This window comes from Acidimangrovimonas sediminis (assembly GCF_002871005.1).
In the GTDB taxonomy this organism is placed as follows: Bacteria; Pseudomonadota; Alphaproteobacteria; order Rhodobacterales; family Rhodobacteraceae; genus Acidimangrovimonas; species Acidimangrovimonas sediminis.
The window spans coordinates 1-19,929 of record NZ_PHSN01000051.1; the positions used below are offsets into that span (position 1 = coordinate 1).

Sequence of the window (19,929 nt, forward strand, 5' to 3'; positions counted from 1 at the left end):
CGCCCCAATACCCACGATGTAGAGCGAAGGGTCACGCGACGCGGCGCTATCCGCCATGTTCGGGGGCGTGCGAAAGCACATTGTAGAGATCGGACATTTCGGGTCGTTCCGTCGGCTCGGCAGGCCGTTCTGGGGTGAAAGTGACCCATGGAACCCAACGGGAACGATGGTACAATCAATGTCAGCAAAGGCAATCTGACGTTAATGTAGCTAACCTCAGATGAGGTCTGGCGTCAATTACGAGCGTTTTCGGTTCTCCCGAACCACTTATCCCCCTTGTACCCGGGTGAACTTAACACTTGTTAAGCACAGAACGGCACGCACAGCCTGTGGTGCCTTCGGCCATCTCCGCGCGCGATGACCGCGATTTTCACGATATTGGGAGATGGCACAGAACATGGTCTCGGAGCGCCACCCTAAGACCTTCCGCTTTCTGAAGGGACGGATGCGGTCAGCTTTGAGTGAAGCTGAAAAGGACATCCTCGAGAACCTGATCGGGGATGTGCAGCAACTTGGCCATGGGCAGGTGATCCTGTCGCGGGGCGAGATGGCGCAACAGAGCACGATCCTCATCGAGGGGTTCGCCGCGCGCGTGATCTCGCGCAACGGCAGCCGCCACATCGTGTCGTTGCATGTGCCCGGAGACTTCGTGGATCTTCATGGCTATGCCCTGCGGCGGATCGACCATGACCTCGTGACCTTCGGCGTGGCCAAGGTCGGGTACATGGCGCATTCCGACCTGGACGCCATCCTGGCGCGGGAACCGAAACTTTCGCGCATGCTCTGGTTCGCGTCGCTTCTCGACGCGGCGATCCACCGCGAATGGATTCTCAAGCTGGAAACGCTGTCGGCCGACGGCTGCCTCTCGCATCTCATCGCGGAGGTCCTTGCGCGCCTTCAGGCCGTGGGGATCACCCAGCAGGAAAGCTTTGCCTTTCCGTTCACCCAGGCCGAGCTGGCCGACGCCTGCGGGACGACGCCGATCCACATGAATCGCGTGGTCCGGAAGCTGCGCGAGGAGGGGATTCTGGAAATCTCGCGCGGGCAGGTCGCGGTTCTGGACAAGGCGCGCCTTCACGAAACGGGCGCGTTCGACCCGGCCTATCTTTACCACGACCTGTAGTGCCCGCCTGCGGCCCGGGGGGTGTCTGTGGCTAGTCTCCGTCTTCGGACGAGGTGACCTCGTCGGCGATGTAGAGCTCGATCCCTTCGAGGAGGACGAATGCGGCCGTGCCGACGAAGCCCGCAGTCAACCACGCCGACCAGCCCGACATGAGCCGCCCGATCAGATAGGCCACCGCAAGGGCCGCCCCCACGGAGACGAGGTTGAGCATGCGCGCGAGAAGCCGCGTCCTTTCCCCGTCGTCCCGCGGCGATTGCCGGCGCAGCAGAAGCGCCGCGAGTTCGACGAGTATGTAAGCGCAGACCGCGCCCGCCGCGCCGGCGAACAGATCCGCCGGGGTGGCCTTGCCGCCCGTCGCCGTCATCATCGACGTGATCCCCGTTATGGCGATCGAGTATCCGTAGGCTGACGTGTTGTCCTTCACGCTGACGCGGAAATTCTTGAGTAACCTGCTCATCGCGCCCCCGAGCCGTCATGACGGGAGCATCCTAACAGATCGCGAGGGCCATCGTGCGGCGATCGGATGCCTTCTGTTCACGAAGACACGGGATCAATGGAAAGTGCGACATGAGATCAATCAACTTGATTTTAGATTAGTTTTGCACGAACCCGGAACTCCCAGGTTCTTCGAAAGTTGATCTGATGTTCCGCAAATGGGCGGAACGAACAATCTGAACATCCTGCGCCGCAGGGCTTGGAAGGCGCGCATCCCGCGTCGCCCGTGCCCTGGAAAGCGCTCAACAGTCGCCCGACGGCGACCGTTCCCGACCGTGTGGCCGGAAGCGGGGCGATTGGGCCGTCAAGAGGTAGGCCACATGTCCGGCAGATTGATCGTCGTCTCGAACCGCATCCCGACCGAGGAGCCGTCTTCGGGCGGGCTGGTGGTCGCGCTGCACGAGGCCCTGTCCGACCGCGGCGGAGTCTGGGTCGGCTCTCACCCCGACGCGGGCGAAGAGCGCGACCTCTTCGAGATCGGCCACGGAGCCTACCGCCGTCTGGCGTTCCGGCTGAGCGAGGCCGAGTACCGCGATTACTACCTCGGCTTTTCCAATTCTGTGCTCTGGCCGCTGTTTCATCGCCGTGCCGACCTGATCGAGCTGGGGTCGACCTATGCCGAGGGCTACCTGCGGCTGAATGCGCGCCGGGCCGCGATGATCGCGAAGATCGTCGAGCCGGGTGACACGATCTGGATGCATGATTACCACCTGCTCCCGCTGGCGCAGGAACTGCGCGCCCTGGGCGTGACCAACCGGATCGGTTTCTTCCTTCACATTCCCTTTCCCGCGCAGGGCGATCTGTCCGTGCTTCCCGACCCGGATGCCTTCGCCGCATGGCTGGCGGCTTATACCTTGGTCGGCCTTCAGACCCAGGCCGACACCGCGCGCTGCCTCGAGATGTTCCGTGCCGATCCGCGGGCCGAGTTTCTGCACAACGGCGCGGTCAAGTTCGACGGTGGCGTGGTCTCGGTCCGCTCCTTTCCGATCGGCATCGAGGTCGAGGCGTTCCGTGCCCTGGCAGAGCGGAAGGCGAAGAACCCGTTCGGACGGTCCGAGCCCGAGGATCTGATCATCGGTGTCGACCGTCTCGACTATACAAAGGGCCTGCCAAACCGTTTCCGCGCCTTCGAGGCCTATCTCGACACTTACGCGGGCGATCGCCGGCCGACGCTCCTGCAGATCGCCCCGCCGACGCGGGAGCAGGTGGAGGCCTATCGCCAGATCCGCGCCGAGCTCGAGGAGATTTCGGGCATGGTGAACGGAAAGCATGCCGAGCTGGACTGGACACCCATCCGCTATATTCACCGCCCTGTCCCGCGAGAGCAGTTGGCGCCCCTGTTCCGGATGGCGCGCGTGGGGCTGGTGACCTCTCTGGCCGACGGGATGAACCTTGTGGCCAAGGAATACGTGGCGGCGCAGGATCGGGCGGATCCGGGCGTCCTGGTGCTGTCGCGGCTGGCCGGGGTGGCGGAGGAGATGCAGGATGCCCTGCTGGTCAATCCCTACAACATCGACGATTGCGCCCGCGCCATCGACACCGCGTTGAAGATGCCTCTGGCAGAGCGGATCCGCCGCAACGAATCCTGCCTTGCCGTGGTGGAGCGCACGCGCATTTCGACATGGACGTCGCAATTCCTCGAGGCGCTTTCGACGGTGCCCTTGAAAGCCGGAAGCGGGCGTCCGGTCATGCGGGGATGGTCTGCCCCCGTTGGCTGAGGTCGGGCGTGGGGCCGCACAGGGGCAGGACCCGGCCCGGTCCGACAGGCGCGTTCAGGGCTTGTCCGCCGCAACCAGGGCGTCGAGCGCGTCGATGTGCTTCTGCGCAAGCGATTGCGGTTTCGGGATCGCGACGTCGTTCCAGCCACGCTCCTCCGCCTTCGCAAGGCCGAAGACATTCGCCGCGGACAGCGTGGCAAGCTCGTCCCAGCCCACGGGAACGGCCACCGGCGCCCCGGGCCGCGCCCGGGGGGAAAAGGGCGCGATCGCAGTGGCGCCGCGCTCGTTGCGCAGCCAGTCGATGAAGATGCGCCCCGCACGGTGCGCCTTGGACATGGTCGCCGTGAACCGCCCGGGTTGCGTGTCGGCCAGATGCTTCGAGAGGACGCGGGCGTAAAGGGTGACCGCGTCCCAGCCCACGGTCCGCCGCAGGGGAACGACGACATGCACGCCCTTGCCGCCGGTCACCAGCGGCCACGCGCCAAGGCCGAGATCCGCGAGCAGGTCGCGCAGGTCGCGGGCGGCAGAGGTGACTTCGGCGAAATCCAGCCCCTCGCCGGGGTCGAGGTCGAAGATCATCCGTTCGGGACGGTCCAGACGGTCGCGCCGCGCGCCCCAGATGTGGAATTCCAGCGTTCCCATCTGCACCGCGCCGACGAGGCCCGCGGCGTCGGTCACGTACATGTAGTCCGCGGTCTCCCCGTCGCTCTCCTCGATCTCCATCCGCCGGATGACTTCGGGGAACCCCGCGCCCGCGTGCTTCTGAAAGAACCGCTGGCCCTCCATCCCCTCGGGCAGGCGGACGAGCGAGAGCGGGCGGTTCGCCGCGGTTTCCAGGATCGGCCCGGCCATCCTTTTGCAATAGGTCGCGACATCGCGCTTGCGGATGCCGGTGTCGGGATAGACCTCCCGGTCGGGGTGGCTGATCCGGATCCCCGCGATCGTCACGTTCCCATCGGCCATCCGGTCCCCCCCTGATCTGCAAACTGTGCGCCGGCTTGTCGTTGGTCAGGCCAAGGAAGCCCGCTTGGCGCAGTCAGCCTGCACGGTCATCTCGGCGTATCGTACCTCTGCCACCACTTTCGGCGCTACCCGGGCCTTGCCCTCAGGCGCCTTTCCCGGCGTGGTCATGCGGGCGAGGGCCTGCGAGGCGTTCCATCGTGCCTTCATCGAAGCCGGTCCCGATCGTGCCGAGCTAGGCACGCCCCTGAAGCCCCGCGGCCCCGAAGAGCGAGGCGAAGGGGCGGCCGCGCCTGTCGCCCTGACGCTGGCGACCGCGCTCAGATCCGGCGTCCCCCGCGCGCGAGCGTCGCGGCGAAGCCTCTGACAAAGCCGGCCGCCTCTGCCGCGACGCCGATCGCATGCAGCTCGGCGTATCGGATCACTTCCTGCCGCTGCATACGCAACAGGAGCGCCCGCCTGCGCGCCCGCCGCCGTGCAAGCCAGAGGCCGCCAAGCGCGAACAGGGCCAGCATGAGGAAGCCGGCGACAAACAGGCCAAGCGCCACCATCGTACCAAAGGCCTTGATCGCGGCGATTGCCAGCAACGCCAGACCGAACCCCGACGCGCAAACAAGGAACACGCCGAGCAGGGCCGTCAGGAGGCCCTCGACGACGATTCTTCGCCTGGTTCCCGCGAGTTCCTCGCCGATCGTTGCGAACAGGAGAAAGAAGAGCTTCCGCATCGCCTATTTCCGACCGATGAACCAGCCGAGTGCGATCCCGCCAAGCGCCGCGACCCCGACCGCCCGCCACGGGTGCGCCTCAATCTCCGAAAGCAGCCGCGCCTCGACCCCCCGTGCCTCCGTACGGGCCGAATCTCTGGCTTTCCTTCCGGCGCGGATGGCCTCGTCCAGCACCTCGCCCGCCCGCGCGCCGAAGTGCCCCTCGTCGCGGCCAAGTCGCGATACCATGTCGATCACGCCGCTCAGATCGCTGCGCAGCGTTTCCAATTCAGATTCGAAATCGTGCGTCTTCTTGTCGGAGAAGTCGCGGGCTTTCTTCCGGGTGCCGGTGAAAACGTCGTCCATGAGGGGTCTCCGTGGGTCAGGCCACGCTTTGAAAACGTTCCCTGTTCGGGACAGTTCCGGAAATGGCCGGTTCTCCGCTTTCCCCTTCGCGTGATCGTTTCGGCGCAGGGCTTGGTCGCCAGAGGGCGCCGATAGGAGCATACCCGCCTGTTGCGCGCGCGGCCCCGCCGGCAAGCCTGGCCGGACCGGGGCTTCGGGGCCGCCGCCGCACGACCTCGTGCGTTTGTGTGACTGATCCGATCAGGAACGCCAAGCGTAGCGGGGCGTTCTTTTTGTGTCCGTTCACAAGGAGATAGCTTATGACGACCCGTATCCGCCCCCTCACCGCCGGTGCCGCAGCCACACTGATGGGCGTGCTCGCGCTCGGCGCCTCGCCGGCGCTCGCGATGACCCACGCGCAGGGTCTCAAGGCGCGTCCCAAGCTTGACGCGCGGGTGGAGAGCGCGCTGCAGCATTGCGCGACGCTCGACACTTCCTGCAAGTCCGTGGCCAGCAATTCGGCCGCCGTGCTGGTGTTCCCCGACGTGACGACCGTCGACCTTGGCATCGGCGGCAGCGGCGGCGCGGGCGCGCTGATCGAGAACGGGAAGATCCAGGGCTACTACGACGTCGGCAAGGCCTCCGTCGGGTTCCAGCTCGGCGCGAAGCAGGCCAGCCAAGTCTATGTCTTCCCGACCAAGAAGTCCGTCAGCAAAATTCGCCAGGGCGGCGAATGGCACGTCGGCGCGGGGGCGGGGATCACCGTGGTCCGGGCCAACGCCACCGCGAACGCGGAAACCGGCAAACCCCGGGTCTATGTCTTTGACAGCGCAGGGCTCAATGGCGGGGCCAAGGTCAGCGCGTTGAAGATCTGGAAGGACAACAGCTGAGCGCCTCCCATCTGGCCGATGGGCGCGGGGCCGCCTTCACTGGCGTCCCCACGTCTGTTCCCGAGGCCGCCCGCCCTGACGCCGCCGACGTGGAAATTTCGACGGGCGCATCTTGGAAAGACGCGTTCAGGCGGGAGCAATCGCGACGCCATGGGGCAAAGGGTACGCGCGAACATCTGCAATGCCGGTGTTGCAGGTGACCCGTACACCCTCAAGGACACCACTGCCCCGGCTGGCGAAGCCCGATCACCCACCCCTCGACCAACGGCCGGGTCGAGCGGATGAACCGCACCATCAAGCGGCGCCATGAAGTGCTGCGACCACGACAATCATGAGCGGCCCGGTACACGCCTGTTTCATGGCCACGTGCCACTCCGGCCGCAGGCTCAAGGCCCGCAGCGGCCCTTATGCCCCCAGAAGACACCTGCAAAATCTGGACTTCAGAACCGGACGGATTCATCATTGGCCCGGTCCACCGGATGCCCGGATGGAACAGCTCGCCAACGGTGGGAATAAAATTGTATTCCACGGCGAACGACGAAATAAGATTGGATTGACCGGCATGATCAGCGCGCGCCAACTCGAGGTGCTCTGCACGGTGATCGAGGTCGGCACCACCGCCGGCGCGGCAGAGGTGCTGACCGTCAGCCAGCCCGCCGTCAGCAACATGATCCGCCACATGGAAACCCTGATCGGCTTTCCGCTTTTCGTGCGCGAGCGGGGGCGGCTGGAGCCGACGCAGGAGGCCCTGCACATCGCGCAGGAGGCGCAGCACCTCTTTGTCCAGCACAAGCGCGTCGACGCGGTGATCCGCGAGCTGCGCGGGGGCACCATAGGGCGGCTGAACCTGGTGGCCACGCCGTCGATCGGCTACGGCATCCTGCCCCGCGTGCTGGCCGAATTCCTGCGCGACCGGCCCAAGCTGAAAGTGTCGGTGGAACTGGGGTCGGTCGACGAAATCGTTGCCCGGCTGATCTCGGGTCAGGCTGAGCTGGGTCTGTCGATCACCCGGCCCCGGCATCCGGCGCTGACGGTGCGGCCCGTGGCCGAGGGGCGGCTGATGTGCGTCTCGCCCGTGGATCACGAGGTGACGCTGTCGCCGCGGGTCCGGGTGACCGACCTCAACCACGTGCGCCACATCTCCTATGCGCCGGGCACGCCGCTGGGGCAGACGGTCGACCGGGTGTTCTCGGATGCGGGGCTGGAGCGGCGCTATTTCTTCGAGGTGCGCCATACCTCCACGGCGCTGGAGATGGCGGCGGCGGGCCTTGGCGTGGCGCTGGTCGACAATTTCGCGCTGATCGGGCGGGCCCGCGCCGACATCGCGATCCGGCCGACCGAACCGAAGCTGCCGATCACCGTGCATGCCGTCACCTCGAACCTCTTCCCGACGACGAACATCGCGCTGAAATTCCAGACCTTCTTTACCGAGTTCGTCGCCCAGCACAGCGCCGAGTTCGACGCGAATGTATAAGTTGACGTTATTCACTAACGCTGATTTGTAATTTAGAAATGTCGTCGTGCCGTGGTTGGCTGGGTGTCAGGACCAGCACGGGGCGGCAAAGACATGACCTTTTCGATCATCGCGAGATGCGCCGAGACCGGCGCCTTCGGGGCGGCGATCACCACCTCCGACCTTGCCGTCGGGGGGCGCTGCGTGCGGCTGGCGCATGGGCGCGGCGCCTTCCTGTCGCAGCACCGCACCGACAGCCGGCTGGGTGACCTCGGGATCTCGCTGCTGACCCAGGGCATGACCGCGGAGGCCGCGATCACCGAGGTGTCGCGCGCCAGCCCCGAGATCGAGTGGCGCCAACTGGGCGCGCTGGACGGCGCGGGCCGGGCGGCGGCGTTCCACGGCCGGCGGATGTATTCGATCTATGCCCATGCGACGGCGCCCGACTGCCTCGCCCTCGGCAATATCCTTGCCAATGAAGAGGTGCCCGCCGCGATGGCCACCGGGTTCGCCGCCGCTGCGGGTCAGCCGCTGGCCGAACGCCTGATGCGCGCGCTCGAGGCCGGGCGCGACGCGGGCGGCGAGATCCTGGGCCCGCTGCGGTCGGCCGCGCTGCGCGTCACCGGCGATCACGGCATCGACGCCTGCGACCTGCGGGTCGACATCTCGGCCGCCTGCGCCGTCGCCGATCTGCGCGCCCTGCACGAGGCCTATGGCGACCGGCGCGAGGCGCTCCGCCGCGTGGCCCTCATCCCCGACACGGTGCCGGTGCAGCGCGCGCTGTTCGAGGCCAGCCTCGAACGGATCGCCGAACGTGGCCTCGGCCAGCGCTTCACCGCCGCGCAGCACCCCGACAGCTGGACCGTCGCTCCCTGAGCGGGACGGCGCAACGACAACAAGGAACGCATACCTGACATGACACGGCTTCTCCGCCTTGCCGGCGCCCAGATGGGCCCCACCCAAAAAGCCGACACGCGGCGCCAGACGCTGGACCGGATGATCGCCCTTCTCGAGGCCGCCGCGGCGGACGGGGCCACGCTTGTGGTGTTTCCCGAGCTGGCCTTTACCACCTTCTTCCCGCGCTGGCTGCTGACCGAGGAGGAGCTGGACGGCTATTTCGAGGACGGCATGCCCAACGCCCAGGTGCAGCCGCTCTTCGACCGCGCGCGTGAGCTTGGGGTGGGCTTCTACGTGGGCTACGCCGAGAAATCGCCCGAGGGGAAGCGGTTCAACTGTTCGATGATCGTGGCGCCGGACGGTTCGGTCCTGGGCCGCTACCGCAAGGTGCACCTGCCCGGCTCGGTCGAGCCGAAGCCCGGCCAGCGGTTCCAGCAGCTTGAGAAACGCTATTTCGAATATGGCGACCTCGGCTTTCCGGCGTTCCGCGCGGGGCCGGAATGGCAGGGCGCGATCCTGGGCATGATGATCTGCAACGATCGGCGCTGGCCCGAATCCTGGCGCATGCTGGGGCTGCAGGGGGTGGAGCTGGTCTGCGTCGGCTACAACTCGGCCGCCTACGATCCGAACGGCGGCAACACCGAGGACGAGGGGCTGCGCACCTTCCATTCCAAGCTGGTGGCGCAGGCCAACGCCTACATGAACGCGACCTGGGCCGTGGCCGTCGCCAAGGCGGGCGACGAGGACGGGTCGGGCCTGATCGGCGGGTCCTGCATCGTCGATCCGAACGGGTTGATCGTCGCCGAGGCCACGACCAGAGACGACGAGGTGATCATCGCCGATTGCGATCTCGACCTCTGCCGTCAGGGCAAGGGCAAGATGTTCGACCTTGGCGCGCACCGCCGACCCGAACATTACCGCGCCATGACCGAACGTGCCGGCGTGGTGGAGCCGGATTGACCACAAGACCCCACTCACGGAACCGAAACCAAGAAACCGACAACAGGGAAATGGAAGAATGAAAACCGCACTTCTCACCACGGCCTTTCTCGGGCTCATTGCCGGCGCCGCGCAGGCCGCCGACCTGCCGGCGGATATCGCCAGCAGCAAGACCCTGCACCTGACGGTGAACGGCACCTACGCGCCGTTCGAATACGTCGATCCCGACACCAACAAGCTCAAGGGCCTCGACATCGACCTCGCCAACGCGATCGCCGACAAGCTGGGCCTGAAGATCGAGTGGACGAACACCGCCTTTGCCCAGCTGATCCCCTCGCTCGACACCGGGCGGTCGGATTTCGTGATCTCGGGCTTCTCGGACCGGGAGTCGCGCCGCAAGACGCTGGATTTCGTCGATTACCTCGAAAGCGGGCCGCAGTTCATGGTCATGGCCAAGAGCGACATCAAGTCGCCCGAGGAGCTGTGTGGCAAGAAGGTGAGCACGACGCGCAGCACCTCCTACCCGGCCGAGATCGCGGCGTGGAGCAAGGCGAACTGCGAAGCCAAGGGCAAGCCCGCGATCGAATACGTCCCGGCCGAGAACAGCATCTACGCCCGCCAGGCGATGCAGCAGGGCCGTGTCGACGCCGTGGTGCAGGGCAGCACCACCGTGCCCTACGTCATGCAGCAGACCCCGGATACCTTCCGCGGCATCGGCAAGGCGTTTTCCATCGGCTATTACGGCATCGCCTTCCCGAAGAAATCGACCCAGCTGCGCGAGGTCGTGACCGAGGCGCTTGACGGTCTGATCAAGGACGGCACCTACGGCAAGATCCTGACCAAGTACGGTCTTCAGGACAGCGCCGTCGCCAAGCCCATGCTGAACGCGGCGACGCAATGAGCGGGCCCGGCCATTCGGAACCGGGCAGGTTGGAGCCAGGCTTTTCCGACCTGGCCGGACTGCCGGTGGCCCGGCGCCTCCATTGGGGGCGCTGGCTTGCCGCGGTGCTGATCGTGATTGCCCTTGCCTATCTGGTGCGGGCCTTCGCGAAGGGGCAGATCGCCTGGGATGTCGTCGCGCATTTTCTGACCGTTCCGGTGATCCTGTCGGGAATCTGGAACACCGTCCTCATGGCGGTGCTGGCGATGGCGGTGGGGATCGTGCTGGGCATCGTCGTGGCGATCATGCGCCTGTCGTCGAACCCGGTGCTGATCTCGGTCGCCGCGGGCTATGCCTGGCTGTTCCGCGGCACGCCGCTGATCCTGCAGCTGCTTCTGTGGTTCAACATCGCGCTGGTGTTCCCGGTCATGGGCATTCCGGGGATCTGGACCGGCAAGGCCGTGGTCATCATGACCCCCTTCGTCTCGGCGCTGCTGGGGCTGGGGCTGAACCAGGGGGCCTATACCTCCGAGGTGATCCGCGCCGGCATCATCTCGGTCGATGCGGGCCAGCATGACGCCGCCCGCGCCATCGGCATGAGCCGCCTGCACGCGCTGCGCCGGATCGTGCTGCCGCAGGCGATGAAGGTGGTCCTTCCGCCGCTGGGCAATGAATTCATCGGGATGATCAAGATGACCTCGCTCGCCAGCGTGATCCAGTACCCCGAGGTGCTGCACAACGCCGAAAACATCTATTACGCGAACTCGCGGGTGATCGAACTGCTGATCGTCGCGGGGTTCTGGTACCTTCTGGTCGTGTCGATCCTGACGCCGTTCCAGATGCTGCTTGAACGGCACTTTTCGCGCGGCACGGCGAGGCCCGGCGCATGACCCGCCCGATGGTCGCAATCCGCAACGTCGCCAAGACCTTCGGCACGTTCCAGGCCCTCGACGGCGTGTCGATGGATGTCATGCCGGGCGAGGTCACCTGCCTGATCGGAGCCTCTGGGTCGGGCAAGACCACGCTGCTGCGCTGCGTCAACCAGCTCAACACCATCGATTCCGGCGCGATCTGGCTGGACGGGGAATTGCTGGGCAAGGCCAAGCGCGGCGATCGCCTGCACCGCCTGACCGAGCGCGCGGTGTCGCGCCAGCGGCTGGCCACCGGCATGGTGTTCCAGCGCTTCAACCTGTTCCCGCACATGACCGCGCTTCAGAACATCGTCGAGGGGCCGGTCCAGGTGCAGCGCCGCCCCGGGCGCGAGGTCCGCGCCGAAGCGATGGCCCTCTTGGAGCGGGTGGGGCTGGCCGACAAGGCGGGCAACTACCCGTCCGAGCTGTCGGGCGGCCAGCAGCAGCGCGTGGCAATCGCCCGCGCGCTGGCCATGCGCCCCAAGCTGATGCTGTTCGACGAACCCACCTCGGCGCTCGACCCCGAGCTGGTGGGCGAGGTTCTGGCGGTAATGCGCGGGCTGGCCGAGACCGGCATGACGATGATGGTCGTCACGCATGAGCTGGGCTTTGCGCGCGAGGTGGCCGACACCGTGGTCTACATGGATGCCGGCCGCATCGTCGAGGCCGGCGCGCCCCGGGAGGTTCTGGCCGCGCCCAAGGAGGAACGCACCCGCACCTTCCTGTCCAAGGTGCTGAAGTGATCGCGCGGCCCGGCCTTCAAAATCCGGTTTTCTGCGGCCGGGCCGCCCCCAAGGATGCCAATTCACAGGAGACTTCCATGAAGAAACGCCTTCTCTCCACTCGTCTCTCCACCTCTCTGGCGGCCGGTCTTGCCGTCGTCATGCTTGGCGCCGGTGCCAGCCTCGCCGCGGATCTGCCCAAGGCGGTTGCCGACAGCGGCACGCTGCGCCTTGCCATCGCGCCGAACTATCCGCCGATGGAGTTCCGCGACCCCGCGACCAACGCGCTTGAAGGGTTCGATGTCGACCTTGCGTCGGCGATCGCCGGAAAGCTGGGCGTCAAGGTGAAGTGGGAGGAAACCTCGTTCAGCGAGATGCTGTCGGCCCTCAAGACCGGGCGGATCGACGGCATCATGTCGGGGATGAGCGATCTGCCCACCCGCCATGATACCGCGACCTTCATCGACTATCTGAAAAGCGGCCCGCAGTTCTTTGTCCGGGCCGAGGATGCCGCGCAATACCCCGACGTCTCGGCCGTCTGCGGCAAGAAGGTGGGCGCCAGCCGCCGCACCTCCTATCCCAAGGAAATCGCGGCGTGGAGCGATGGGCATTGCGCCGGTAACCCGGTCACCTTTGTCGGGACCGAGGGCTCGGCCGATGCGCGCAACCAGCTGAAACAGCACCGCATCGACGTGGCCGTGCAGGGCAACGAGACGCTGCCCTACGTGATGCAGCAGACGCCCGGCACCTTCCACCCGATCGGCAAGCCGATCTCCTACCAGTACACGGGCCTTGCCCTGCCGATGGAGGAGACCGGGTTTCAGAAGGCGGTGGCCGGCGCGCTGGATGCGCTGATCGCCGATGGCAGCTACGGCAAGCTTCTGGACAAATGGCACCTCACTGAGAGCGGCGTGAAGAAGGCACATATCAATGGCGAAGATTGAGTCCCTGGACGACCTGCCGCGCCGCGCGGCCAACCTTGCGGCGCCGGCGCCTGACTACCCCTGGCCCGGTGACCATGGCGCAGCGATGTTCCTGTCGTTCGACGTCGATGCGGAATCCGCCTGGACGGCCAAGGACCCCGAGAATTTCAACCGCCTGGTGACCATGAGCTTTGGCGGGTTCGAGGCCCGGGTGGGCACGCCGAAGCTGCTGGAGCTTCTGGACCAGCTCGGGCTGAAGGCCACGTTCTTCATCACCGGCTGGACGCTCGACGCCCATCCCGCGATGTGCGAGGCGATCCTGGCCGCAGGCCACGAGGTCGGTCACCACGGCTATCACCACCTGCTGCCCGATCCCGGTTCGACCCGGCTGGTGGAAGAGGTCGACATGGGCCTTGAGGCGCTGAAACGCGTGCTGGGAGTGGTGCCCAAGGGCTATCGCGCACCCTCGGGCGAGTTCTGCCCCGAGCTGCGGCAGCTGCTGACCGAGCGGGGGATCGTCTATACCTCGTCCTTCCGCGACGACGTGCGCCCCTATCGCCACCGGCTTGAGAACGGCCACCCAGGGCCGATCGAGCTGCCGGTGACGGCCAGCTACGACGACTGGATGCTGGGCCTGTCTGCCCGCTTCAGCCCGCGGTCGATCTTTCCGAAGGAGCATGTCCTGTCGATCTGGAAGGACGAGCTGGACGAGACCCGCGACTGGGGCGGCATGGTCACGACGGTACTCCACCCGCAATGTTCGGGCCGTCCGATGCGCCTGCGCCTGCTGCGCGAATTCCTGATCTATGCGCAATCCTGCCCCGATCTGTGGATCGCCACCGGCGAAGAGATCGCGGCCAATTTCCTGAAACACGAAGCGGCAGCCTGACTGCCGCCCCCATTTGCCCAACACGGAGACACCCCCTCATGTTCAGATCCTCAGCCCTCGTGGCCACGCTTGCCATTGCCGCCGCGGCGCAGGTTCACGCCGCCCCCACGACCCTGACCGTGGGCATCTACCCCTCGTACCCGCCGCTTGACGTCAAGGATCCGGCAACCGGCAAGCTGGGCGGGTTCGACGTCGCGCTCGAGGCGGCGCTGGCCAAGCGCATGGGGGTGACGTTCAAGCTGCAGGAAACCAGCTTTTCGCAATTCGTGACCTCGGTGCAGACCGGGCGGATCGACCTGTTCCTCAACGGCATGAACGACACCGCCAAGCGGCGCGAAGTGATCAGCTTCGTCGATTACCTGCAATCGGGCACCCAGTTCATGGTCAGCGCCAAGCAGGCGGGCCAGTACAAGGTGATGACCGATCTTTGCGGCAAGACGGTCGCGGCCAGCCGTGGCACCAACGCGCCGAACCAGATCGCGGAGTGGAGCAAGGCGCATTGCGAGGCTGCGGGCAAGCCCGCGATCAAGGTCTTCGGCGCCGAGAACTCGATCGACGCGCGGCGCGACGTGACCGAGGGGCGGGTGGACGCGATGGCGCAGGACAGCCTGACCATCCCCTACATCCGGTCGCAGGCCAAGGGTCAGTTCGCGACCGTCGGCGCGCCCTTCGACAACACGGTGATGGGCATCGGTCTGGGCAAGGACGACACCAAGCTGGCCCAGTCGCTGAAGACCGCGCTGCAGGCGATGATCGACGACGGCAGCTATGCCAAGCTGCTGGCCAACCACGGCCTGCCCGCGACCAGCGCGGTCGCCAAGGCCACCATCAACCAGGGGCAGTAACCCCCGCGATCTCCGTCCCGCCTCGGGGTTTTCCTCGCGCGGGCGGGACGGACAGAAGGAAGACGACGATGACGACACGCGCGATTTTCGGCTCTCACGTGCTGACCCGCCAGGGCGGCGTCCGGCGGATCGAACGCGACCGCTGGGTGCTGATCGAAGGCGACCGCATCGCCGCCGTGACCGCCACCCGGCCCGAGGCCGACGAGGTTTCCGACCAGCCCGGGCGCTTCGTCCTGCCGGGGCTGATGAACCTGCACAACCACTGCTTTTCCGAGGCCGTCGCCCGCAGCCATACCGAGGACGGAAACGGCCGCAAGAACAACCAGAGCATCGTCTACACCGTGCTTCTGCCGCTGACCCGGAGCGGGCTGGAGATCCTGAGCGCCGAGGAGCGCATGGCGATCGCCCGGCTGGGCATCCTGCAACTTCTGAAGGGCGGGGCGACCACGGTGATGGAGCCGTTCCGCAACGGCCTGCCCGAGATGTTCGATGCCGCCGCCGAGATGGGCCTGCGGTTCTACGGCGCGCCCTACCTCTTCTCGACCGCCGACGCCAAGGCGGGCGCGGACGGCACGGTGACCTATCAGGGCTCGGACGACGCAGCCGACCTGGCCACTTGGAACACGCTGCATGCCAAGTGGGAAGGGGCCGCCAACGACCGGATCCGGCTTGCGATGAGCCCGCACGCCACCGACACCTGCAGCCCGGACCTCTTGCGTGCCTGTGCCGCCCGGGCGCGCGAGCTGGGCGTGCCAATCACCACACACCTGGCCCAGAGTCAGCGCGAGGTCGACGTGATCCGTGCCCGCCACGATGGCCGCAGCCCGGCGGAATACCTCGACTGGCTGGGGCTTCTGTCCGACGATCTGCTGGCCGCGCATTGCATCGCCAGTTCCGACGACGACCTGAAGCTGATGGCGGCGCGCGGCACGACCGTGCTGAACTGTCCGCGCGTCTTTGCCCGCGGTGGGATGACCGCGGCCTTCGGCCGGTTCGAGGCGGCGGGCCTCAACACCCTCGTGGGCACCGACGGCTACAACATGGACCTGTTGGGAGAGCTGAACGCCGCTTCGATGATCTCGAAGATCACGGCGGGCCGTGCCGATGTGGCGGGCTCCGCCGCGCTGATCGACGCGGTGACGCATCGCGCGGCGGCGGCGATCAAACGCCCCGATCTGGGCGCCATCGCGCCGGGGATGCGCGCCGATCTGTCGGTGATCGACATGGGCCATCCGCATCTGCAACCCTTCCACGACCCCGAGCGCACGCTGATCGCCCTTGCCAACCGCGCCAATGTGGACGAGGTCATCGTGGACGGCGAAACCCGGATCGCCGGCGGCCGCTACATCGGGGCCTGCGAGGCGGAGATCACCCGCGCCGGTGCCGCGGCGATCGGCCGTATCTGGGACCTGCCCGAGGCAAGGGCCGCCTTCGAGGGCTGAGCCGCCCGCAACGACACTCCACAACGACAGAGGGAGCGCGACACATGGACAGCTACGATCTGGTGATCCGCGGCGGGCGCATCGTCACCGCGACCGACGATTACACCGCCGACATCGGCATCCGCGGGGGCCGTATTGCCGCCATCGCGGAGGGCCTTCCCAGGGCCGAGGACGAGATCGACGCGACCGGGCGCCTCGTCCTGCCCGGCGGGGTGGAGACGCATTGCCACATCGCGCAGGAATCCTCCTCCGGCATCATGACGGCGGACGATTATTATACCGGCTCCGTCTCGGCCGCTTTCGGGGGCAACAGCAGCTTCGTCCCCTTCGCCGCCCAGCAGCGCGGCATGGGGATCAAGGAAACGCTCGACCTCTACGACAGCCGGGCGGGCGCGAAGTCGGTGATCGACTATTCCTACCACCTGATCGTCTCGGACCCGACCGAGGCGGTCGTGGCCGAGCTTCCGGTGGCGTTCGAACGCGGCGTCACCTCGTTCAAGGTCTTCATGACCTACGACCTGATGAAGATCGGCGACGGCCAGTTCCTCGACATCCTCAGCTTGGCCCGTGCCCACGGCGCGATCACCATGGTCCATGCCGAGAACAACGACATGATCAAGTGGATGTCGGCGCGCCTTCTGGAAGGCGGGCACACGGCGCCGCGCTATCACGCCATCTCGCACCCCGCGCTGGCCGAGGCCGAGGCGATCAACCGCGCGATCAGCCTTGCCCGGCTGGTCGATGCCGCGCTTTTCATCGTCCATGTCTCGACGCCCGAGGGGGCCGAGATCGTGCGCCGCGCCCGGCACGAGGGCGCCAAGGTCTTTGCCGAGACCTGCCCGCAATACCTGTTCCTGACCCGCGACGATCTGGACCGTCCGGGGATGGAGGGGGCCAAGTTCATGTGCAGCCCACCGGTGCGCGACACTGCCACGCAGGAGGTCCTCTGGCGCCACGTCCAGTCGGGGACCTTCGTCGCGGTGTCCTCGGACCACGCGCCCTACCGCTACGACGAAAGCGGCAAGCTGATGGCGGGCGAAAGCGCCAGCTTCAAGCAGATCGCGAACGGCATGCCCGGGCTGGCGCTGCGGCTGCCGCTGCTCTTTTCGGAAGGGGTGCGGCGGGGGCGGATCAGCCTGCACGACTTCGTGGCGCTGACCGCGACCAACGCGGCGCGGACCTTCGGGTTGATGCCGCGCAAGGGTACCATCGCTGTCGGCTCGGATGCCGATATCGCGATCTGGGACCCGGAGGAGACCCGCACCGTGACCGCCGCCGACCAGCATGACGCGATGGATTACACCCCGTTCGAGGGGCAGGAGCTGACCGGCTGGCCGGTGACCGTGCTGACCCGCGGCCGCCGCATCGTCGAGAACGGCGAATTGCGCGCAAGCCCCGGCGACGGCGAGTTCCTGCGCCGCAAGCCGGTGGACCTGACCGGCCTGCCCGGCGCGGGCCTCGGCCCCAGCGGCCCGGCCGAGACCGACCCCGCGCGCAATTTCGGCGCGAGGATCCTGCCATGAGCGGCCCGATCCTCGTCATCAACCCGAACTCCAACCCCGAGGTGACCGCGGGCCTTGACCGGATGCTGGAAGCCTACCGCTTGCAAGGTGGGCCGGAGATCGAGTGCCTGACGCTGGCCGAAGGCCCCTTCGGCATCGAAAGCCAGCGCGATTCCGACAGCGTGATCCTGCCGCTTGCCCGGCTGGTGAAAAGCCGCCAGGACGCCGCGGCGGTGGTGCTGGCGTGCTATTCCGATCCCGGCATCGACGCCTGCCGCGAGGCGACCTCCGCGCCGGTCTACGGCATTCAGGAATGCTCCGTCCTGACCGCGCTGACGCGGGGAGAGCGCTTCGGCGTGATCGCCATCGGCCAGGCCTCGGTCGCGCGGCACCGGCGCTACATGCGGAGGATGGGCCTCATCGACCGGTTGGCGGGGGAGCGGCCGCTGAACCTCTCGGTCGCCGACACCACGAAGGGCGGCGCGGTGTTCGACCGAATGGCCGAGGTGGGCCGGGAGTTGATCGGCGACGGCGCGGACGTGCTGATCCTCGGATGCGCCGGGATGGTGCGTCACCGGCAGCCGTTGCAGGAGGCGCTGGGCGTCGAGGTGATCGACCCGGTGCAGGCGGCGATGGGCATGGCCCTCGGCCGGGTGCTGGCGGGCTGAGCCAACCTCGCCCGGAAGGTGCAGGCGACACCGCCCGGAACTTCGGCCTGCATCCTGCACGGGGTATTGAAGGGTCGGTTCCATGGGTGCGATGTCGACGCCGGCCTTATCGCGTCTCGCGATCCGTTCGGGTGAAAGCTTCCGGCCGATCGCTCAATCCCTCTCGCCGGGCTGATATTGTCGGGGATGTCGGCCCGAGGTGCGCTCCGATCGCATTCGATCGTCGGAACCGGGGGCGGCGGCCGTCGCCTTGAGGGCAAGCGCGGTCACCGGCGCGACGCCAGGGATCGTCATGAACCGCCGGCAAAGCTCTTCGTTCTCGGCCATCCGCAGCAACGCGCGATGGAGGTCGGCAAGCGCCTTCGCCGTCGTGGCCCGTCCCGTGGGGGTGGCCGGATCGGCACGGCAACGCCCGATCATCTCGGGGAGGGGGGCAGGGGCCCGGCGCCTTCGCTGCGGCACCGACGGGCGACATGCGCCCGGTCCGCGGCACAGGCTTTCAGGATGTCATCGAAGGGTGCCGCGTCGGCAGCGGCGTGTCGTCTCGACCAGCCGGCCAAGCGTGCCGGGCCCGGCGACGAGCGAAGATAGGCCCAGATCATCCGGCATGGCTTGCGAGGCCGAGGTGTCTTTCCTATACTCCCATATCATACGTATCTTGCGGGAGGTCATTATGGGAAGAGTCAAGGTCAACCTGACGCTGGATGCAGACGTCGCGGAGACGGCGCGGACGCTCGGCCTCAACATGTCGCGCCTTGCAGAAGCGGCGATCGTCGAGGCAGCCAGGACGGAACGCAACCGCCGCTGGCGCGAGGAGAACCACCAGGCGATCGACCGCTACACCGCGGAAGTCGAGGCCGAGGGACTCGCGCTGTCCCGCTTCAGGACGTTCTGAAGAACATCCGGTATGGCACAGTTCGACCTCTACCGCCTTCAGGGCGGCCAACTTGTCGTCGACCTTCAGACCGACCTGATCGGGATCGAGGCGTCGCGCATCGTCGCCCCCCTGCGCGAGAGCGGGCGCTATGCCGTGCTGCCCGGCCTGACCCCCGTGGTGGAGGTCGAGGGCGAAGTCTGGATCGTCCGGGTGCAGGAACTCGCCGCGGTCCCCGGTTCGGCTTTGAAGGAGCGTGTCGGAACGCTCGCCGATCACAGGGACGCCCTCAAACGAGCTTTGGATATCCTGATCGACGGGGTTTGAGTGCCGCACGACGGCTGCACGAAGCGCCGAATTTCAGCGGTGGGATCGGAACGCGGTGCAATTCTTCGGGAATAAGCTGCTATGTTCGATAATGCGCCGTTGTCGAACATTGAGCGCCTCCCTGAGAATCTGACAGTGATGGAAGCTACGATCTGCCGTCCGCTGGTCTCCAAGAACAAAGAGATCAGACCATGTCGAAACGCAGGAACCATGACGAGGGCTTCAAGGCTCGCGTGGCGTTGGAAGCCGTGAAGGGCGAGCGCACCGAGTTGACACTGGCCTCGGAATACTGCGTGCACGGTGCTGCGGGGGCGGTTGCGGGAACTGACGAACGGGCGCTGGAGGGTCGTGTCGCGCGGGACGAGCTGCTTCTGTAATCGGGGCGTGGCTGTCAAGCGGTCGATCACCCTGGTCCCGTCTGG

Annotated in this window: 22 protein-coding genes and 1 pseudogene; 19 read left to right on the forward strand and 4 right to left on the reverse strand. The window is 66.7% G+C overall.

Annotated features, from left to right (window positions below):
• The first annotated feature begins 385 nt into the window (after positions 1 to 385).
• Positions 386 to 1,123: a Crp/Fnr family transcriptional regulator gene (locus CVV76_RS23765; RefSeq protein ID WP_233193138.1), complete on the forward strand. Its 738-nt coding sequence runs from the start codon at positions 386 to 388 to the stop codon at positions 1,121 to 1,123.
• Positions 1,124 to 1,154: 31 nt separating this feature from the next.
• On the opposite strand, the gene CVV76_RS23770 is transcribed toward CVV76_RS23765, so the two are convergent.
• Entirely contained in the window at positions 1,155 to 1,580 is a 426-nt protein-coding gene (locus tag CVV76_RS23770; protein WP_146010383.1) for a hypothetical protein, read from the reverse strand.
• Positions 1,581 to 1,938: 358 nt separating this feature from the next.
• Here CVV76_RS23770 and CVV76_RS23775 point away from each other — a divergent pair, with 358 nt between their 5' ends.
• A complete protein-coding gene (locus CVV76_RS23775; protein ID WP_102227172.1) occupies positions 1,939 to 3,336 on the forward strand; it encodes an alpha,alpha-trehalose-phosphate synthase (UDP-forming) in 1,398 nt (465 codons plus the stop codon).
• A 54-nt stretch (positions 3,337 to 3,390) separates the two neighbouring features.
• On the opposite strand, the gene ligD is transcribed toward CVV76_RS23775, so the two are convergent.
• The 3 genes from ligD to CVV76_RS23790 all read right to left on the reverse strand — a co-directional run bounded on the left by ligD (position 3,391) and on the right by CVV76_RS23790 (position 5,366).
• Positions 3,391 to 4,299 (reverse strand): non-homologous end-joining DNA ligase, encoded by a 909-nt coding sequence (gene ligD / locus CVV76_RS23780; RefSeq protein ID WP_102227173.1) that lies wholly within the window; start codon positions 4,297 to 4,299, stop codon positions 3,391 to 3,393.
• A 317-nt stretch (positions 4,300 to 4,616) separates the two neighbouring features.
• On the reverse strand, positions 4,617 to 5,021 hold the full coding sequence (locus CVV76_RS23785) for a hypothetical protein (RefSeq protein WP_102227174.1): 405 nt from the start codon (positions 5,019 to 5,021) through the stop codon (positions 4,617 to 4,619).
• Positions 5,022 to 5,024: 3 nt separating this feature from the next.
• Positions 5,025 to 5,366: a DUF883 family protein gene (locus tag CVV76_RS23790; protein WP_102227175.1), complete on the reverse strand. Its 342-nt coding sequence runs from the start codon at positions 5,364 to 5,366 to the stop codon at positions 5,025 to 5,027.
• A gap of 299 nt (positions 5,367 to 5,665) precedes the next feature.
• On the opposite strand from CVV76_RS23790, the gene CVV76_RS23795 reads away from it, so the two are divergent.
• From CVV76_RS23795 to CVV76_RS23875, 17 genes and pseudogenes are all read left to right on the forward strand, one after another.
• The gene (locus CVV76_RS23795; RefSeq protein ID WP_102227176.1) at positions 5,666 to 6,235 is read left to right on the forward strand and encodes a YSC84-related protein; all 570 of its coding nucleotides are present in this window, start codon (positions 5,666 to 5,668) and stop codon (positions 6,233 to 6,235) included.
• 373 nt (positions 6,236 to 6,608) lie between these two features.
• Positions 6,609 to 6,732 (forward strand): annotated as a pseudogene (locus CVV76_RS25735) (IS481 family transposase); the annotation flags it as partial.
• 65 nt (positions 6,733 to 6,797) lie between these two features.
• Positions 6,798 to 7,709 carry a LysR substrate-binding domain-containing protein gene (locus tag CVV76_RS23800; RefSeq protein ID WP_233193140.1) on the forward strand — a complete coding sequence of 304 codons (912 nt, stop codon included), beginning with the start codon at positions 6,798 to 6,800 and terminating at the stop codon, positions 7,707 to 7,709.
• Positions 7,710 to 7,802: 93 nt separating this feature from the next.
• Positions 7,803 to 8,564, forward strand: coding sequence for a DUF1028 domain-containing protein (locus CVV76_RS23805; protein WP_102227178.1), 762 nt, complete (start codon positions 7,803 to 7,805; stop codon positions 8,562 to 8,564).
• A gap of 39 nt (positions 8,565 to 8,603) precedes the next feature.
• Positions 8,604 to 9,545, forward strand: a complete 942-nt coding sequence (locus tag CVV76_RS23810; RefSeq protein WP_199178702.1) for an N-carbamoyl-D-amino-acid hydrolase — start codon at positions 8,604 to 8,606, stop codon at positions 9,543 to 9,545.
• 58 nt (positions 9,546 to 9,603) lie between these two features.
• Positions 9,604 to 10,425 carry an ABC transporter substrate-binding protein gene (locus tag CVV76_RS23815; protein WP_102227179.1) on the forward strand — a complete coding sequence of 274 codons (822 nt, stop codon included), beginning with the start codon at positions 9,604 to 9,606 and terminating at the stop codon, positions 10,423 to 10,425.
• Positions 10,422 to 11,294 carry an amino acid ABC transporter permease gene (locus tag CVV76_RS23820; RefSeq protein ID WP_102227180.1) on the forward strand — a complete coding sequence of 291 codons (873 nt, stop codon included), beginning with the start codon at positions 10,422 to 10,424 and terminating at the stop codon, positions 11,292 to 11,294. Before CVV76_RS23815 ends, CVV76_RS23820 begins: the two co-directional genes overlap by 4 nt.
• Complete coding sequence (locus CVV76_RS23825; RefSeq protein WP_102227181.1) at positions 11,291 to 12,058, forward strand: amino acid ABC transporter ATP-binding protein; 768 nt, start codon at positions 11,291 to 11,293, stop codon at positions 12,056 to 12,058. The genes CVV76_RS23820 and CVV76_RS23825 overlap by 4 nt, the downstream gene beginning before the upstream one ends.
• A gap of 77 nt (positions 12,059 to 12,135) precedes the next feature.
• The gene (locus tag CVV76_RS23830) at positions 12,136 to 12,981 is read left to right on the forward strand and encodes an ABC transporter substrate-binding protein (protein ID WP_102227182.1); all 846 of its coding nucleotides are present in this window, start codon (positions 12,136 to 12,138) and stop codon (positions 12,979 to 12,981) included.
• Positions 12,968 to 13,849, forward strand: a complete 882-nt coding sequence (locus CVV76_RS23835) for a polysaccharide deacetylase family protein (RefSeq protein ID WP_102227183.1) — start codon at positions 12,968 to 12,970, stop codon at positions 13,847 to 13,849. Before CVV76_RS23830 ends, CVV76_RS23835 begins: the two co-directional genes overlap by 14 nt.
• 38 nt (positions 13,850 to 13,887) lie before the next feature.
• Positions 13,888 to 14,694 carry an ABC transporter substrate-binding protein gene (locus CVV76_RS23840; protein WP_102227184.1) on the forward strand — a complete coding sequence of 269 codons (807 nt, stop codon included), beginning with the start codon at positions 13,888 to 13,890 and terminating at the stop codon, positions 14,692 to 14,694.
• A gap of 68 nt (positions 14,695 to 14,762) precedes the next feature.
• Positions 14,763 to 16,136, forward strand: a complete 1,374-nt coding sequence (locus CVV76_RS23845) for an amidohydrolase family protein (protein ID WP_102227185.1) — start codon at positions 14,763 to 14,765, stop codon at positions 16,134 to 16,136.
• Positions 16,137 to 16,180: 44 nt separating this feature from the next.
• Positions 16,181 to 17,659, forward strand: a complete 1,479-nt coding sequence (gene hydA / locus CVV76_RS23850) for a dihydropyrimidinase (RefSeq protein ID WP_102227186.1) — start codon at positions 16,181 to 16,183, stop codon at positions 17,657 to 17,659.
• Positions 17,656 to 18,306, forward strand: coding sequence for an aspartate/glutamate racemase family protein (locus tag CVV76_RS23855; RefSeq protein WP_102227187.1), 651 nt, complete (start codon positions 17,656 to 17,658; stop codon positions 18,304 to 18,306). The genes hydA and CVV76_RS23855 overlap by 4 nt, the downstream gene beginning before the upstream one ends.
• Positions 18,307 to 18,979: 673 nt before the next feature.
• Positions 18,980 to 19,201 (forward strand): type II toxin-antitoxin system CcdA family antitoxin, encoded by a 222-nt coding sequence (locus tag CVV76_RS23865; protein WP_102227188.1) that lies wholly within the window; start codon positions 18,980 to 18,982, stop codon positions 19,199 to 19,201.
• A gap of 12 nt (positions 19,202 to 19,213) precedes the next feature.
• Positions 19,214 to 19,507 (forward strand): CcdB family protein, encoded by a 294-nt coding sequence (locus CVV76_RS23870; protein WP_102227189.1) that lies wholly within the window; start codon positions 19,214 to 19,216, stop codon positions 19,505 to 19,507.
• A 191-nt stretch (positions 19,508 to 19,698) separates the two neighbouring features.
• A complete protein-coding gene (locus tag CVV76_RS23875) occupies positions 19,699 to 19,884 on the forward strand; it encodes a hypothetical protein (protein ID WP_102227190.1) in 186 nt (61 codons plus the stop codon).
• Positions 19,885 to 19,929: the final 45 nt, after the last annotated feature.

Coding starts and splice junctions, on each gene's coding strand:
- CVV76_RS23845 (WP_102227185.1), top strand. CDS start 14,763: ATGACGACACGCGCGATTTTCGGCTCTCACGTGCTGACCCGCCAGGGC.
- CVV76_RS23795 (WP_102227176.1), top strand. CDS start 5,666: ATGACGACCCGTATCCGCCCCCTCACCGCCGGTGCCGCAGCCACACTG.
- CVV76_RS23835 (WP_102227183.1), top strand. CDS start 12,968: ATGGCGAAGATTGAGTCCCTGGACGACCTGCCGCGCCGCGCGGCCAAC.
- CVV76_RS23865 (WP_102227188.1), top strand. CDS start 18,980: ATGGGAAGAGTCAAGGTCAACCTGACGCTGGATGCAGACGTCGCGGAG.
- CVV76_RS23840 (WP_102227184.1), top strand. CDS start 13,888: ATGTTCAGATCCTCAGCCCTCGTGGCCACGCTTGCCATTGCCGCCGCG.
- CVV76_RS23855 (WP_102227187.1), top strand. CDS start 17,656: ATGAGCGGCCCGATCCTCGTCATCAACCCGAACTCCAACCCCGAGGTG.
- ligD (WP_102227173.1), bottom strand. CDS start 4,299: ATGGCCGATGGGAACGTGACGATCGCGGGGATCCGGATCAGCCACCCC.
- hydA (WP_102227186.1), top strand. CDS start 16,181: ATGGACAGCTACGATCTGGTGATCCGCGGCGGGCGCATCGTCACCGCG.
- CVV76_RS23815 (WP_102227179.1), top strand. CDS start 9,604: ATGAAAACCGCACTTCTCACCACGGCCTTTCTCGGGCTCATTGCCGGC.
- CVV76_RS23825 (WP_102227181.1), top strand. CDS start 11,291: ATGACCCGCCCGATGGTCGCAATCCGCAACGTCGCCAAGACCTTCGGC.
- CVV76_RS23765 (WP_233193138.1), top strand. CDS start 386: ATGGCACAGAACATGGTCTCGGAGCGCCACCCTAAGACCTTCCGCTTT.
- CVV76_RS23820 (WP_102227180.1), top strand. CDS start 10,422: ATGAGCGGGCCCGGCCATTCGGAACCGGGCAGGTTGGAGCCAGGCTTT.
- CVV76_RS23870 (WP_102227189.1), top strand. CDS start 19,214: ATGGCACAGTTCGACCTCTACCGCCTTCAGGGCGGCCAACTTGTCGTC.
- CVV76_RS23805 (WP_102227178.1), top strand. CDS start 7,803: ATGACCTTTTCGATCATCGCGAGATGCGCCGAGACCGGCGCCTTCGGG.
- CVV76_RS23800 (WP_233193140.1), top strand. CDS start 6,798: ATGATCAGCGCGCGCCAACTCGAGGTGCTCTGCACGGTGATCGAGGTC.
- CVV76_RS23775 (WP_102227172.1), top strand. CDS start 1,939: ATGTCCGGCAGATTGATCGTCGTCTCGAACCGCATCCCGACCGAGGAG.
- CVV76_RS23875 (WP_102227190.1), top strand. CDS start 19,699: ATGTCGAAACGCAGGAACCATGACGAGGGCTTCAAGGCTCGCGTGGCG.
- CVV76_RS23790 (WP_102227175.1), bottom strand. CDS start 5,366: ATGGACGACGTTTTCACCGGCACCCGGAAGAAAGCCCGCGACTTCTCC.
- CVV76_RS23830 (WP_102227182.1), top strand. CDS start 12,136: ATGAAGAAACGCCTTCTCTCCACTCGTCTCTCCACCTCTCTGGCGGCC.
- CVV76_RS23785 (WP_102227174.1), bottom strand. CDS start 5,021: ATGCGGAAGCTCTTCTTTCTCCTGTTCGCAACGATCGGCGAGGAACTC.
- CVV76_RS23810 (WP_199178702.1), top strand. CDS start 8,604: ATGACACGGCTTCTCCGCCTTGCCGGCGCCCAGATGGGCCCCACCCAA.
- CVV76_RS23770 (WP_146010383.1), bottom strand. CDS start 1,580: ATGAGCAGGTTACTCAAGAATTTCCGCGTCAGCGTGAAGGACAACACG.